Annotated in this window: 16 protein-coding genes and 1 pseudogene; 15 read left to right on the top strand and 2 right to left on the bottom strand. The window is 34.2% G+C overall.

Going from position 1 to position 14,086, the window contains the following annotated elements; all coding sequences use genetic code 11:
- The first annotated feature begins 9 nt into the window (after positions 1 to 9).
- Genes ABH957_RS06475 through ABH957_RS06450 form a run of 6 tightly spaced genes read left to right on the top strand, consistent with a single transcriptional unit; the run spans position 10 to position 4,215 of the window.
- A complete protein-coding gene (locus ABH957_RS06475; protein ID WP_000582803.1) occupies positions 10 to 465 on the top strand; it encodes an urease accessory protein UreE in 456 nt (151 codons plus the stop codon).
- Positions 443 to 1,141 (top strand): urease accessory protein UreF, encoded by a 699-nt coding sequence (locus tag ABH957_RS06470; RefSeq protein ID WP_404456835.1) that lies wholly within the window; start codon positions 443 to 445, stop codon positions 1,139 to 1,141. Before ABH957_RS06475 ends, ABH957_RS06470 begins: the two co-directional genes overlap by 23 nt.
- Before the next feature lie 14 nt (positions 1,142 to 1,155).
- Positions 1,156 to 1,773, top strand: a complete 618-nt coding sequence (gene ureG, locus ABH957_RS06465; RefSeq protein ID WP_000594929.1) for an urease accessory protein UreG — start codon at positions 1,156 to 1,158, stop codon at positions 1,771 to 1,773.
- The gene (locus ABH957_RS06460; protein WP_404456555.1) at positions 1,770 to 2,591 is read left to right on the top strand and encodes an urease accessory protein UreD; all 822 of its coding nucleotides are present in this window, start codon (positions 1,770 to 1,772) and stop codon (positions 2,589 to 2,591) included. The genes ureG and ABH957_RS06460 overlap by 4 nt, the downstream gene beginning before the upstream one ends.
- Before the next feature lie 18 nt (positions 2,592 to 2,609).
- Positions 2,610 to 3,242 carry an AmiS/UreI family transporter gene (locus ABH957_RS06455; protein WP_242247998.1) on the top strand — a complete coding sequence of 211 codons (633 nt, stop codon included), beginning with the start codon at positions 2,610 to 2,612 and terminating at the stop codon, positions 3,240 to 3,242.
- On the top strand, positions 3,229 to 4,215 hold the full coding sequence (locus ABH957_RS06450; protein WP_002128522.1) for a HoxN/HupN/NixA family nickel/cobalt transporter: 987 nt from the start codon (positions 3,229 to 3,231) through the stop codon (positions 4,213 to 4,215). The genes ABH957_RS06455 and ABH957_RS06450 overlap by 14 nt, the downstream gene beginning before the upstream one ends.
- Before the next feature lie 87 nt (positions 4,216 to 4,302).
- Here the strand turns inward: ABH957_RS06450 and ABH957_RS06445 are convergent, their stop codons facing one another.
- Together ABH957_RS06445 and ABH957_RS06440 are read right to left on the bottom strand one after the other, a co-directional pair.
- On the bottom strand, positions 4,303 to 4,506 hold the full coding sequence (locus ABH957_RS06445; protein ID WP_000160408.1) for a CsbD family protein: 204 nt from the start codon (positions 4,504 to 4,506) through the stop codon (positions 4,303 to 4,305).
- A 171-nt stretch (positions 4,507 to 4,677) separates the two neighbouring features.
- Positions 4,678 to 5,490, bottom strand: a complete 813-nt coding sequence (locus ABH957_RS06440) for a GNAT family N-acetyltransferase (RefSeq protein ID WP_098167686.1) — start codon at positions 5,488 to 5,490, stop codon at positions 4,678 to 4,680.
- A gap of 152 nt (positions 5,491 to 5,642) precedes the next feature.
- Between ABH957_RS06440 and ABH957_RS06435 the strand changes: the two genes are divergently transcribed.
- From ABH957_RS06435 to ABH957_RS06395, 9 genes and pseudogenes are all read left to right on the top strand, one after another.
- Positions 5,643 to 5,846, top strand: a complete 204-nt coding sequence (locus ABH957_RS06435; protein ID WP_002146302.1) for a hypothetical protein — start codon at positions 5,643 to 5,645, stop codon at positions 5,844 to 5,846.
- Positions 5,843 to 6,403 (top strand): annotated as a pseudogene (locus ABH957_RS06430) (GNAT family N-acetyltransferase). The gene ABH957_RS06435 and the pseudogene ABH957_RS06430 overlap by 4 nt, the downstream one beginning before the upstream one ends.
- A gap of 264 nt (positions 6,404 to 6,667) precedes the next feature.
- On the top strand, positions 6,668 to 7,456 hold the full coding sequence (locus ABH957_RS06425) for a helix-turn-helix domain-containing protein (protein WP_002146304.1): 789 nt from the start codon (positions 6,668 to 6,670) through the stop codon (positions 7,454 to 7,456).
- Between the two features lie 58 nt (positions 7,457 to 7,514).
- Complete coding sequence (locus ABH957_RS06420; RefSeq protein ID WP_404456557.1) at positions 7,515 to 8,366, top strand: ABC transporter ATP-binding protein; 852 nt, start codon at positions 7,515 to 7,517, stop codon at positions 8,364 to 8,366.
- Entirely contained in the window at positions 8,367 to 9,017 is a 651-nt protein-coding gene (locus tag ABH957_RS06415) for an ABC-2 transporter permease (protein WP_002146309.1), read from the top strand. It abuts the gene before it with no gap.
- 136 nt (positions 9,018 to 9,153) lie between these two features.
- Positions 9,154 to 10,767 (top strand): long-chain fatty acid--CoA ligase, encoded by a 1,614-nt coding sequence (locus ABH957_RS06410; RefSeq protein ID WP_016096349.1) that lies wholly within the window; start codon positions 9,154 to 9,156, stop codon positions 10,765 to 10,767.
- A gap of 123 nt (positions 10,768 to 10,890) precedes the next feature.
- Positions 10,891 to 11,466 (top strand): biotin transporter BioY, encoded by a 576-nt coding sequence (locus ABH957_RS06405; protein ID WP_404456559.1) that lies wholly within the window; start codon positions 10,891 to 10,893, stop codon positions 11,464 to 11,466.
- A gap of 65 nt (positions 11,467 to 11,531) precedes the next feature.
- Positions 11,532 to 12,995: an acyl-CoA synthetase gene (locus ABH957_RS06400; protein WP_404456561.1), complete on the top strand. Its 1,464-nt coding sequence runs from the start codon at positions 11,532 to 11,534 to the stop codon at positions 12,993 to 12,995.
- Positions 12,988 to 14,085 (top strand): acetyl-CoA C-acyltransferase, encoded by a 1,098-nt coding sequence (locus ABH957_RS06395; protein ID WP_404456563.1) that lies wholly within the window; start codon positions 12,988 to 12,990, stop codon positions 14,083 to 14,085. Before ABH957_RS06400 ends, ABH957_RS06395 begins: the two co-directional genes overlap by 8 nt.
- The last annotated feature ends 1 nt before the right edge of the window (position 14,086 follow it).

Below are 14,086 nucleotides of genomic sequence, written 5' to 3'. Positions count from 1 at the left end.
GGAGATAAAATGATTATTGAAAAAATTAATAACAACGTATGCAATATGAATGATTTTGCAAATACAAAAAAGCATCTTGATAGAATATTGATTTCTAGTGAGCTTTTACTAAAGAGGGTTCAGAAATTATATTCAGAATCTGGTTTTGAAATTGGGGTGTCTTTAGATAATGGAGAAACATTAAAGAACGGTGATATTTTATATGAAGATGAACATCGTATTGTATATATTGAAGTGTTACCAGAAGAGGTAATTGTAATTACTCCAACGTCAATAAAAGAAATGGGAATTATTGCGCATAACTTAGGAAATAGACATTTGCCAGCACAATTCGATGAAGGGTGTATGATTTTGGCGAACGACTACTTAGTAGAAGATTTACTCAAAAAGGAAGGTGTTCCTTATCAAAAAGAAAATAGAGTATTACCCAAACCGTTCAAGCATGCTTCACACAAACATATTTAACCTACTTAACCTACTCCAAATTAGTGATTCGAACTTCCCGACAGGAAGTTTTAGTCACTCTTTTGGATTAGAAACATTTATTCAAGAGGGACAAGTTACAAATAAAGGCGAATTTTTCAAATGGATTAATCGATATGTAAAAGTGCAATTAACACACACGGACGGCTTAATTTGCAAATATACTTACGAAGCCACTAAGAATAATGATGGAAAACAAATTACATTTTTAGATGATTTAATAACAGCACAAACATTGCCTTTTGAATGTAGAAGAGCAAATAGAATGATTAGTAAAAGTACTTCTAAACTATTGTGTGAACTGTTCTCATTTGCAAATTTAAATATATACAAAGAAGATGTTATGGGTAATAAATTACAAGGTCATCCGAGTATCGTATACGGAATATTAGGGGCGGAATTGAAAATGACAATAGAAGAAACGCTCTTAGTTTTCTTATATTCAAGTATTGGAAGCATAATTCAAAATGGTGTGAGAGCCATTCCTCTTGGACAAACAGATGGTCAAAAACTATTACAAGAATGCCATGAATTGATCTGTGAATCTATTGATAGAATTCAAATACTTTCATTAGAGAATTTTGGATTGAATGATCCTGAATTCGAAATAAATCAAATGCAACATGAAGATGTAAATGTAAGAGTCTTCATGTCATAGGGAGGAAAAATAAAATGATAAAACCTATTAAAATTGGTATTGGTGGCCCCGTAGGTGCTGGGAAAACAATGTTAGTTGAAAAGTTAACAAAATATTTAAATACAGATTATGAAATTGCAGCAATTACAAACGATATTTATACGAAAGAAGATGCAAAGATTTTATTGAAAACGGGTGTTTTACCAGAAGATAGAATTATTGGTGTAGAGACAGGAGGGTGTCCACATACAGCAATTCGAGAGGATGCTTCTATGAATTTTGAAGCAATTGAAGAGCTCATGATTAGACATAGTAATTTAGATATTATTTTTATTGAAAGTGGGGGTGATAATTTAGCTGCCACATTTAGTCCAGAGCTAGTGGATTTTTCAATTTATATTATTGATGTAGCACAAGGAGAAAAGATTCCTCGTAAAGGTGGACAAGGAATGATCAAATCTGATGTATTTGTGATTAATAAAACGGATTTGGCACCTTATGTAGGGGCTGATCTTGGAGTTATGGAGCAGGATACGAAAAATTACCGACATAATAAACCATATTTTTTTACAAATTTGAAGGATGAGGAAGGCTTACAGGGATTAATAAATTGGATGCGACAAAACATCATGTTAGAAGGATTGAAGAAATGAAAGCCCCTACAGGTGTCTTAAACATTGATGTGATGGAAAAAAGACATAAAACGGTACCTATTAAGGTTTATCATAAAGATGCCTTAAAAGTAACGCAGCCAATATATTTGGACGATTATGGTAGAGCATATTACTATATCATGAATTCTGGTGGAGGTTATTTAAAAGGAGACTTCTATTCTATAAATATAAATGTTCATGAAGATGCGAAAACATATATAACAAGCCAATCAGCAACGAAAGTTTACAAGACTCCAAATAGTTATGCTTTGCAAGAATTGAATGTTTATATTGGTGAAAATGCTGTTATGGAGTATTTACCAGATCCGTTGATTATGTACAAGGATGCAGCATATAAGCAAAAAGTAAATATATATATGCAAAATAATTCTACATTGATTTTATGCGATTCAGTTACGCCTGGTTGGTCTCCAAATATGGAGAAGTTCACATACCAGTATTTTGATTCGCTAACAAAAGTATATATGGAAAACAAACTTGTAGTTTACGATCATCTATTGTTAAACCCTTTCAAAGAGTCGTTAGATCAAATGGGAATATTAAATCAATATTCCCATTATGGTACTTTCATGGTTATTAATAAGAACATTACAAATGATTTAATTGCAGCATTGAAAACTTCGCTTTCTAACACTAACAATATGAAGATTGGAATATCTTCTATGCCATGTAAAGGCTTTGTCATACGCATACTTAGTCATAATACAGAGGATATGGAGTCTATATTTTTTCAGTGTCATCGTTTTGTTAGAGAGAATTGTCTGCATGAAGAATTAACATCCTATCGAAAATATTAAGTAGGAGAAGGGGATACTATGACTAATGTGGGATTATTATTTGTCGGTGCAGTTCTATTCATGAATGCACTAGCAGCTTTTAAACTCATTGATAGCAAAAGTGTAGGGTACTTCAATTTATTTGTAGGGGCATTACAAACTTTGACACCATTATATTTATTATTTACAGGAAGTCAATCTAATGAGTGGACTATCCTATCTAATGGAACTATTTTTTTATTTGGTTTTACTTATTTATATGTTGGCCTTACGAATATATTAGAACTTGATTCTTCAGGTGTAGGTTACTATTCTCTTTGGGTTGCTATTATTGCAACGGTTATGGGAATAGCGAATCAATTACATGAGAGTGGAAGTCTACAAAGTACAATAATTTGGTTCTTTTGGGCGTTCCTTTGGTTTTTATTTTTCCTGCAAGATGGGTTGAAAAAGAAGATTCATATTTATGTAGGGATTGTTTGCTTCGTTGAATCTTGGATTACTGCAACGATACCAGCCCTGTTAACACTTACAAATCATACAGGCATGTTAAATGATTTTGTAATTATTTTAGTGACTATTATAACGATTGTAGTTTTTATTATGGCACTTTTCTTTTTCAAGAGTATTCAATCTAAAGTAGAAAGGGTTAGTAACTATGTGGAAAAGTGAACTGAAAAAAGCAACTAATTTTTTTGTTATTATTATATTTCTTCATGTGCTTGGAATTCTCTTATTATTACCTGCACTGTATAAAGGCAATAGCATAATTGGAATGGCTATTATTGCATATTCTTTAGGATTGCGTCATGCGTTTGATAGTGATCATATTGTCGCAATTGATAATACTGTTCGGAAATTAATTGAAAAAGGTAAAAACTCACAGGGGGTGGGGTTTTACTTCTCATTAGGACACTCTACTGTAGTATTTGTGATGATCGTATTAATTGCTTTAATTGGAAAAACAGCAAAACATGGAATGGAGAGTTTTTCTACTATAGGCGGTATTATCGGTACAATTGTTTCTAGTACATTTCTTATTATTATTGGGCTTACCAATCTGTTGTACCTTATTAAAGTGTTACGAAGCCAAGAGGATAAGCAACCAGAAAACTTAGGATTTATATATCGTTTCACGCAGCGCTTATTTAGGTTTATTGATAGTCAAAAGCAATTGTATATGATCGGTTTTTTATTTGGGCTTGGTTTTGATACAGCAAGTGAAATCGGATTAATTGCTCTTTCTACAGTAACTGCAACAAGTCAATCTATCCCGCTTGTAAGTATATTTGCTTTTCCCATTTTGTTTGCTGCAGGAATGTCGTTGATGGATACATTAGATAGTACATTCATGAATACGAATTATAAGTGGGCAATGGAAAATAGTCGAATTAGAAATTCATATAACGTATTAATTACCTCAATATCTGTTATAACGGCTTTTTTAATAGGGGGTTATCAACTATTATCTTTACTTATTGAAAGCTATAATTTACAGGGACCGTTTTGGAATCTCATTCAGGTAGTTAATTTTGATTATTTGGGTATATGTCTTGTTGTATTCTTTATTATTTCTCTTATTGTTTTCGCTGTATGGAATAGAAATGCATTTAAAGAACCACTTACAAAGAGTATAGAGAAATAAAAATATACCGTATGATATTTGGTTAATTATGTATATAAGCTGAACTAAAAAACACGTCAGATGAAAATGCATCTAACGTGTTTTTTATTATTTATGTTCCTTATATTCATGTACTTTTTCTTTTACATTACCGACAGTATCTTTAGCAGTGCCTTTCACCTTATCCCATTTTCCCTCGGCTTGTAATTTTTTATTGTCAGTTACTTTCCCGACAACTTCCTTTACTTCACCCTTTACCTTATCAATGGCACCTTCTACTTTTTCTTTTAAACCATGATCATGTTTAGTCATACATTTCTCCTCCTTGTAGTTTGAGTAGAATTCTCTTTTCATATTGCAAGTTGAATGATGTATCTAGTAATAGCGTAACAAATTTAGTTTGAATATTCAAATGAGTAACAGGATAGAAAGGTAATTGTCATAAAATGTATACATTCGTAATGGAAAGAAAAAGAAAGTTAATTATATGTCTTTCGCAGTCCATATTGATTTTGTATAAGCAATTTTCATATGGGCACGTTCCATATTATTTTGACTGCCGCTACCGAATCTTGCTTGTCCAACTATTAAATTACAATTGGATTCAAGAGCGGTCTCAATTCGTTTTTGAATTAATACGGTATGACAACCTTTACGTTGAAATTCTGGCAAAGTAGCAGAAGCAGCTAATGAAGCAACACCTTTATTTATATAAAGTACCCCTATACTAGCAGGAGTGTTTTGAACTTCGGCTATGAAAAAATGCCATCCTGGTTTATTGTAAAGAATTTCATTATTTTGACGAACACCATTTTTTGTAAAGGACGGCATATTAAATCCACGTATATAAATATCTGCAAAAGTATGAAACTCATTTTCTTTCAGTTTGCGTACTGAAATGTTAGAAGGGGGAAGCGGAAAATCTTGTCCCGGTATACTATATAAAGCGGTATGGAAGCTAGATTGATAAAAACCTTTTTTAGATAAGTATTGAAATAGTTCATCTGTACCTTGCGCTGGTGTAATTTCAAAACGACAAGGGATTTGTAGCGATTCATAATAAGAGATGATTTCATCTATCGCATCTGTATTTGTATATGTAATGCCTTTTACCGTATTAAAAGCAGGACCAGCAATTACTTTTGATGAAAAGGCAGTAGCACTCCCGAATTTTTTCATTTGTATTTGCATTGGATTTCCGCTCATCGCTTGCAGTGCCGCTAATCTAGAAGAGAGCATATCTATTTCTGCGTTTTCAATTTCTTGTGCTGCATTGAATGTCATAATAGTACTCATAAGATTCCTCCGTCAATTAATATAGTTCATAGTACATATACGATTTTTGTTCTGAGATTCCTGTTGAAATGTAAGAGAATAAGAGGTTTTTTGGAAGGGAAATGGAAGTGAACTGTCGAAGGGAGTAGAAACAGATTAAAGGTGGTGCTCTCATGAAACAGAAAGACGTGCAGACATGCTCTCATTGCGGTTCTCATAACATAGGAGAAGGTGAGTTTATCGGTTATGCACAAATACGGAAAAAGGAGACGATGTTCACATCTTCACCAGTGGATGCTTATATTTGTACAGATTGCGGGAATATCCTTTTATTAAAGGTACGGAATTATGAAAAGTTTAAACAGAAGCCGTTATGATTGTTGAAAAGTGGTCATATCCAGCGTTGTATACGAAACGTCTTATATTAAGGGAAATTAATATGAGTGATATTTTACATATATCCGAGTATGCTTCGGATAATAAATTAACAACTTATACTGTATGAGATGAACATCGATCGTTAAATGGTACGAAAAAGTTTATTTATGAAATCATGGAACGATATGAGAAAGAAAAAGTCGCTCCTCTTGGAATAGTATTAAAAGAGAAGCAGAAACTCATAGGGACATGTGGATTTATAAGTTATGATTCAACTATACATAAATCGGAAATTGCATACACCTTGTCGCGAAAATATTGGGGGAAAGGACTAGCTACCGAAGCGGCGTTAGCTTTTTTTAGTTATGGATTTAATGAGTTACATCTTAATAGCATCGAAGCGGGATGTAATTCAGAAAATGAAGCAACTGAAAGACTAATGAAACGTTTAAATATGGAGTATGAGTGTACGATTCAAAATGATTTGTTTGTAAAAGGTAAATATCGTGATACGAAAAGGTATTGTATATCCCGAGAAAGATATAGGAATAAATGAAATATGTCATAACGAAAACTCCTTTAAATGAATAAGGGAGTTTTTTATTTCTATAACAATAATTACCTTTAATTGTTATAATTGGTTATTGAGAGGGGTTGTTTTATTAACGCCATAATCATAGAAGAAAAACAGCTAAAACGTATACAAAACCGCCATATAACATAATCGCAACCGTAAGTTGACAAAGTGCAACCGCAGGAAGATAGAGATAGGGGCAATGTTTACATACAATTTAGTTAAGAAAACAAGGGGGACACACATATGGGATTTGGTGAGAAACTTTTTAAATTAAGAAAGGAAAAAGGCCTTTCTCAAGAAGCATTAGCTGAGAAATTAAACACGACAAGGCAAGCGGTTAGTAAATGGGAAAACGGTCAAGGTTTTCCAGAAACTGAAAAGCTAATAATGATTGGAAATGTATTTGAAGTATCGCTTGATTACTTATTAAAAGAAACTGCTGAGCAAAGTAATGAAAAGGAACATGGTTATTATGTAAGTAAGGAAATGGCAGAAGGGTATATAGTATATGGGCAAAAAATTTCTAAATATATCGCATTAGGGTTTAGTTTGCTTATTTTATCTACAATACCGTATTTATTATTCAAAGAAGATCCAACAATGTCTACATTCCTTATCATTATTATTGCTGTCCTTGGAATTGGAGCGATTATGGTACCTGTAACGATAGAAGAGAGTCGATACAATGTATTGAAAAAGGAAGAACTACTATTTGATCCAAACTTTTTAAAAGAATTGACAAAAAGATATGCGACTATTAAAAAGAAATATGCTGCAGTAGTAATTGTTGGACTTTGTTTCATAGCAGCGGGTGCAATACCATTTTTGTTTGAGAAAAAGCATATCACTTCAGGAGAGTTAGTACAGTATTATCCTTACTGTGTGGTTCTTATTGCAATTGGTTTTTATCTTTTTGTTAGTGTTTTAGGAGTGTTAGAAACGTACAGAATTTTAGCGGAAAATAAAGAATATAGCAATCGTTTTATCTTTAAACTAAAAAAGAAAGTGAGAGAAAAAGTGGATAATTTTTAATAGGAGAAAACGTGTTTTAATTCGTTTTTTTATTAAAAGCTAAGATAGGAGTGGAATGATGTCAAACCTTTTAGAAATTGAAAATTTGAGTAAATCATTTGGAAACAAAGTTGTTTTAAGAGATGTATCATTCAGTGTGCCGTCTGGATCAATTGTTGGATTTATTGGTGATAATGGAGCAGGTAAATCAACAACATTTAAAACAGTACTACAATTAATTTCTAAAGATAGCGGTACAGTAAAAATATTTGGTGAAGAAAATATAAATAAACATGCCAAGATTAAGGAAAAGATTGGAGTCGTATTTGATGCTATGAATCTACCGGCTCATCTTACAATAAAACAACTAAATAAGGTTTTTGAAAAGATGTTTGAATCTTGGGACATAGAAAATTTTTATCGATTAGTTCATTCTTTCTCTTTACCTACTGATGAAAAAGTAGGTGAATTCTCACGTGGGATGTCAATGAAACTATCCGTAGCTGTTGCATTGTCGCATAATGCAAAATTATTAATCCTAGATGAAGCGACGGGAGGTCTTGATCCTTCATCTAGGGAGGGCGTGTTAGAGGAATTAAAAAGTTTTGTGAGTAAAAGTAATGGTGGTATATTACTTTCTTCTCATATTATGAGTGATGTAGAAAAAATAGCTAGCCACCTTATCATTATAAAAGATGGAGAAATTTTATTGAATGAAGAAAAAGATAAGGTTTTGGACAGTTACGCCATTGTAGATGTTGATGTGGAACAACTAACTTTAATCAACAAAGATATAGTTGTGGCAAAGAGGAACCATGGTTCTTATTTCAATGTACTCGTATCAGATGTACATAAATTACCAAGTGGGATTGCTCATAGAACCATCTCGATAGAAGAAATGAGTGTCTTATTAACGAGGAGTGAAAAATAAATGAGAGGTTTATTATTGACAAACTATTACCTAGTGTATCGAACTTTCTTTATGTTCATGGGAATAGCGATATTGGGAGCGGGATTCGTGTTTTATTTTGGTGATGCTTCAATGTACCGTTTAATTGCTACGTTCATTATCTTATTTGCTGCGATTCCTGCACTTGAAGTTATTAAATATGAGAGTAAGTCGGGTTATGAAAAGTATGTACTTACTTTACCGGTTACTAGAAGTAATATTGTGCAAAGTCACTATTTTTTCTATTTTTTAGTTGTAATTATTGGTACCTTATTATCTTATGGCGTATTTTATGTATATGGTTTAGTTTCAGATACACCAATTGATGATGGTATATTCAAGAGTGTTTCTTTAGGGACTTTCATCATTCTTAATGCCGGAGCAATAGCCTATCCACTCCTCTATATTTTTGGAGCAGAAAAATCTGATGCTATTACAATTGGAGGCGCATGCGGGGGACTTGTTACTTATTTTGGATTACAAAGTGTAATTGGCTATCTAATAGAACAATTTCCAATATCAAATTTAAATTCATCTGTATACATTTCAATTCTATATACAATATTTGGCGTTATCCTATATATCTTTTCTTTTTTTATTTCGGTATTTATATATCGTAAGAAGGAATTTTAATAGATTCTCTCCTAGTATTTTCTGAATTATTTCCAAAGAAATAATTCAGAAAATACAGAAAAAATATCGTAATTTTTTGTAGAAGTCTGTTATAATGAACAAAATGAAAACGCTTTAAAGGGAGGATGTAAACAATATGATGATGAATGTACCTCTAACGATTAGTTCTATGATGGAAAGGGCAGAAAAACTATTCCCAAAGAAAGAAATCATTTCACGGACGCATGATACAGTTACGACCTTAACGTATAAGCAGCTAGGGGAAAGGACACGAAGGCTTTCCAGTGCGTTAAAAAAGCTTGGGATTAAAGAAGGCGAGCGCATAGGAACGTTAGCATGGAATCATCATCGACATGTGGAAGCATATTTTGCTATTCCAGGTATTGCTTCCGTTTTACACACAATTAATATTCGTTTATCTCCTCAACATATTTCATACATTATTCAACATGCAGAAGATCGAATTTTACTTATTGATGAAGATCTCGTACCACTTGTTGAAAATATTCAATCACAATTATCAACCGTACAAGCCTACATTATTATGACTGATAAAGACGAACTTCCAAAAACTACACTGCAGCCTGTATATCATTATGAAAAGCTATTAGAAGAAGGCGATTCCAATTTCCAATTTGTAAAAGATATTGATGAAAATACACCTGCTGGTATGTGTTATACGTCAGCGACTACAGGGAATCCAAAAGGTGTTGTTTATACACATCGTAGTACAGTTCTGCACTGTATGGCACTTGGTTTAGCAGATACGACAGCTTTATCAGAAAGTGATGCGGCAATGGCTATTGTACCAATGTTTCATGTGAATGCTTGGGGACTTCCTTTTGCAGCCACTTGGTTTGGAACTAAACAAGTTCTTCCAGGACCGATGTTTACTCCGAAAATTTTATTAGAAATGATTCAAGCTGAAAAAGTAACGATAGCAGCAGGTGTGCCGACAATTTGGCTCGGTGTTTTACAAGAGTTAGAAAATAATAGTTATGATTTATCTAGTATAACGAGATTACTATGCGGAGGCGCAGCTGCACCGAAAAGCGTTATTAAAGCGTTTGAGCAAAAATATAATGTTCCTTTCGTACATGCATATGGCATGACTGAAACGAGTCCACTCGTAACGCTTGCACGTCTAAAAAGCTATGAAACAGATTTGGCGTATGAAGAACAACTTGAGATAAGATCGAAGCAAGGATATCTTGTCCCTGGTGTAGAGATGAAAGTAGTCGGTACAAATGGTGAAGTGAAGTGGGATGGTACGGAGATGGGAGAACTATGTTTACGAGCGCCATGGATCGCTGCAAGCTATTATAACGATGAACGTACTGTCGAAGGTTTTCGTGATGGTTGGTTATATACAGGAGATGTCGTTACGGTTGACGAGGAAGGGTGCGTAAAGATTGTTGATCGTACGAAGGATGTTATTAAAAGCGGGGGAGAATGGATTTCCTCAGTTGACCTTGAAAATGCTCTAATGGCACATGACGCTATATTTGAAGCGGCTGTCGTTGCAATTCCACACCCGCAGTGGCAAGAGCGCCCAGTTGCCTGCGTTGTTCAAAAGAAAAATAGCACAGTTACAAAAGAAGAATTATATGAGTTTTTAAAACCACAGTTTGCGAAGTGGTGGTTACCAGACGATATTGTATTTATGGAGGAAATCCCGAAAACATCTGTTGGGAAGTTTTTAAAACAGGCGCTTAGGAAAGAACTTGAGCATTTGCATAAGGAGAAGTGATTGAATTTATATTTGTAAACTTATGTAGAAATAAGGTTGACAAAGGGTAGATAGAAAGATAATATAATTCCTATAATATGTTACCTAAAATCTAATTTAGGTTTACAAATAGGAGAAGCAAACATGAATACAAAAAACTTAGTTTTCGTCGCTTTATTTAGTTCGATTATGGGAGTGTTAGGGTTAATTCCTCCGATTGCTCTTTCTATTACACCTGTTCCTATTACACTGCAATCGCTTGGAGTCATGCTTGCAGGTGGGTTGTTAGGCTCACGGCTAGGTGCACTAAGTCAGCTTATTTTCTTACTTATTGTAGGAGTTGGAGCACCACTACTTGCAGGTGGACGCGGGGGGCCTGGCGTATTTGTTGGGCCAAGTGCAGGATATTTACTTGGTTATATTGCAGGAGCATTTGTAATTGGTTATTTAATTGAACGTTTACGTGAAGTTTCTATTATAAAAGTATTATGTATTAATATAATTGGTGGTATTTTCGTAGTTTATGTATTTGGTATCATTGTACAAGCTTTCGTAATGGATATTTCCGTATGGGAAACGATGAAAGTGAGTGTTGTATTTTTACCAGGTGATTGCATAAAAGCGATTATAGCAGCAGTTCTCGTGACAAGATTACATCGCTCATTGAAACATATTATTACGCCTGCTTTGAAGAATAAAAAAATTACAAATGTAGGATAAGAAAAAGGAGAAACACGTTACGTGCGTGTTTCTTTTTATTATTTTGTAAAGAAAGGATGTCTAATATGGGGATTACAAAAGAATACAAAAAATATGCCTCTTTACAACCGAATAAAATAGCGATTAAAGAAAATGATAGAGTGTTAACCTATAAAGATTGGTACGATTCAGTTTGTAAAGTAGCAAACTGGTTGAATGAAAAAGAATCGAAGAATAAAACAGTAGTAATTGTATTAGAAAATTGTACTGAGTTTTTACAAATATTTGCGGGTTCCGCAATGGCTGGATGGGTTTGTGTGCCGCTAGATATAAAATGGAAACGAGATGAACTTAAAGAAAGAATAGCGATTAGTAAACCGGATATTATTGTGGCGGAGCAGTATAGGCTTAGTGATATATCCTGCGAAGAAGGAAGGGTTATTGAGATTGAAGAATGGAAAGAAATGATTGAGAACTATCTTCCTACATATCATCCTGTAGAAAATGTACAAAACGCTTCTTTTTATATGGGATTTACATCAGGATCGACTGGAAAAGCAAAAGCATTTTTACGTGCTCAACAGTCATGGGTACATAGTTTTGATTGCAATGTACATGATTTTTATATGAAAAATACAGATTCTATTTTAATAGCTGGGACGCTTGTTCATTCTTTATTCTTATATGGAGCAATAAGTGCCTTATATTTGGGACAAACGGTACATATAATGAGAAAGTTTGTACCAGTTCAAGTGCTATCTAGTATAAAGATAGAGAATATTTCTGTAATGTATACAGTCCCTACAATGCTTGAGTCATTGTATAAAGAAAATAAAGTAATTGAAAGTGAAATGAAAATTATTTCATCAGGAGCGAAATGGGAAGCTGAAGCAAAAGAAAAGATGAAAAATGTGTTTCCTTATGCAAAAAGATATGAGTTTTATGGTGCGTCTGAGCTAAGCTTTGTAACGGCATTGGTTGATGAAGAGAGTGAAAGAAAACCGAATTCAGTAGGGAAACCTTGTCATAATGTACAAGTTCGAATATGTAATGAAGCAGGAGAAGAAGTACAAGCAGGCGAGGTAGGAACTGTTTATGTAAAAAGTGATCAGTTTTTTATGGGCTATGTATCGAATGGAGCTATAATCCCGCAATTGTCCAAGGGTGGTTGGATGACAGTGCAGGATGTGGGCTACCAAGATGAAGAAGGCTTTATATATATTGTTGGTAGAGAGAAGAACATGATTTTATTTGGAGGAATCAATATTTATCCAGAAGAGATAGAAAGTTTGCTATATACGCATCCAGCTGTTGAAGAAATTGTTGTTGTCGGTATAAAAGATAGTTATTGGGGTGAAAAACCTGTCGCTATCGTAAAAGGAAGTGCTACGAAGCAACAATTAAAGAGCTTTTGCCTACAACGATTATCCTCTTTTAAAATACCGAAAGAATGGCATTTTGTAGATGACATCCCTTATACAAGTAGCGGGAAAATAGCTCGCAATGCAGCAAAAAGTATCATTGGAAATCAGGAGAAGATATATGAATAGAGCGGTTATTGTAGAAGCGAAAAGAACGCCTATTGGCAAGAAGAATGGGATGTTGAAAGATTATGAAGTTCAGCAATTACTAGCGCCGCTTCTTATGTTTCTAAGTAAAGGGATTGAGAGAGAAATAGATGATGTCATCTTAGGAAATGTCGTTGGACCAGGAGGGAATATCGCAAGGTTGTCTGCTTTAGAAGCAGGGCTCAGTTATCATATACCTGGTGTAACGATTGATCGGCAATGCGGTGCTGGATTAGAAGCAATTCGCACTGCATGTCATCTTATTCAAGGTGGGGCTGGCAATTGCTATATCGCTGGGGGAGTAGAGAGTACAAGTACGTCACCTTTTCAAAATAGAGCGCGGTTTTCGCCTGAAAAAATTGGGGATCCGGATATGGGATTAGCGGCTGAGTATGTTGCAGAGCATTATAACATAACGAAAGAGATGCAAGATGAATATGCTTGTCTTAGCTATAAAAGAACGCTGCAAGCATTAAAAAAAGGATATATACAAGAAGAGATATTACCTCATTATTTTAATGGATTATTAGATGAATCTATTAAGCGAGAAATGAATTATGAAAGAATGATTAAGAGAACGAAACCTGTATTTTTACAAAATGGAACGGTAACAGCAGGGAATTCGTGTGGTGTAAACGATGGAGCATGTGCTGTTCTTGTAATGGAAGAGGCGCAAGCCCGAAAATTAGGATACAAGCCTGTTCTTCGTTTCGTTCGTAGTGCTGTAGTTGGAGTGGATCCGAATCTTCCGGGAACTGGTCCGATATTTGCCGTGCAAAAACTACTTAGAGAAATGGATTTAGTGATAGAAGATATTGATTGTATTGAGATGAATGAAGCGTTCGCTGCTAAAGTTGTTGCATGTGCGCAAACGTTACAAATCCCGTATGAAAAATTAAATGTAAATGGCGGTGCAATTGCACTTGGTCATCCGTACGGTGCGTCTGGAGCTATGCTTGTAACGCGCTTGTTTTATCAGGCGCAAAGAGAACGTATGAAACATGGAATTGTGACATTAGGAATTGGTGGGGGAATTGGGCTTGCTCTTTTATTTGAAAAAGTAGAAGACTAGC

Origin of the sequence: Bacillus sp. RC242 (assembly GCF_044908245.1) — a bacterium.
In the GTDB taxonomy this organism is placed as follows: Bacteria; Bacillota; Bacilli; order Bacillales; family Bacillaceae_G; genus Bacillus_A; species Bacillus_A mycoides.
This window is presented reverse-complemented; position numbering and strand designations above follow the sequence as displayed.

Bases quoted from the DNA above. Each gene is read 5' to 3' on its own strand.
- ABH957_RS06475 (WP_000582803.1), top strand. From the start codon at position 10: ATGATTATTGAAAAAATTAATAACAACGTATGCAATATGAATGATTTT.
- ABH957_RS06470 (WP_404456835.1), top strand. From the start codon at position 443: ATGCTTCACACAAACATATTTAACCTACTTAACCTACTCCAAATTAGT.
- ureG (WP_000594929.1), top strand. From the start codon at position 1,156: ATGATAAAACCTATTAAAATTGGTATTGGTGGCCCCGTAGGTGCTGGG.
- ABH957_RS06460 (WP_404456555.1), top strand. From the start codon at position 1,770: ATGAAAGCCCCTACAGGTGTCTTAAACATTGATGTGATGGAAAAAAGA.
- ABH957_RS06455 (WP_242247998.1), top strand. From the start codon at position 2,610: ATGACTAATGTGGGATTATTATTTGTCGGTGCAGTTCTATTCATGAAT.
- ABH957_RS06450 (WP_002128522.1), top strand. From the start codon at position 3,229: ATGTGGAAAAGTGAACTGAAAAAAGCAACTAATTTTTTTGTTATTATT.
- ABH957_RS06445 (WP_000160408.1), bottom strand. From the start codon at position 4,506: ATGACTAAACATGATCATGGTTTAAAAGAAAAAGTAGAAGGTGCCATT.
- ABH957_RS06440 (WP_098167686.1), bottom strand. From the start codon at position 5,490: ATGAGTACTATTATGACATTCAATGCAGCACAAGAAATTGAAAACGCA.
- ABH957_RS06435 (WP_002146302.1), top strand. From the start codon at position 5,643: ATGAAACAGAAAGACGTGCAGACATGCTCTCATTGCGGTTCTCATAAC.
- ABH957_RS06425 (WP_002146304.1), top strand. From the start codon at position 6,668: ATGGGATTTGGTGAGAAACTTTTTAAATTAAGAAAGGAAAAAGGCCTT.
- ABH957_RS06420 (WP_404456557.1), top strand. From the start codon at position 7,515: ATGTCAAACCTTTTAGAAATTGAAAATTTGAGTAAATCATTTGGAAAC.
- ABH957_RS06415 (WP_002146309.1), top strand. From the start codon at position 8,367: ATGAGAGGTTTATTATTGACAAACTATTACCTAGTGTATCGAACTTTC.
- ABH957_RS06410 (WP_016096349.1), top strand. From the start codon at position 9,154: ATGATGATGAATGTACCTCTAACGATTAGTTCTATGATGGAAAGGGCA.
- ABH957_RS06405 (WP_404456559.1), top strand. From the start codon at position 10,891: ATGAATACAAAAAACTTAGTTTTCGTCGCTTTATTTAGTTCGATTATG.
- ABH957_RS06400 (WP_404456561.1), top strand. From the start codon at position 11,532: ATGGGGATTACAAAAGAATACAAAAAATATGCCTCTTTACAACCGAAT.
- ABH957_RS06395 (WP_404456563.1), top strand. From the start codon at position 12,988: ATGAATAGAGCGGTTATTGTAGAAGCGAAAAGAACGCCTATTGGCAAG.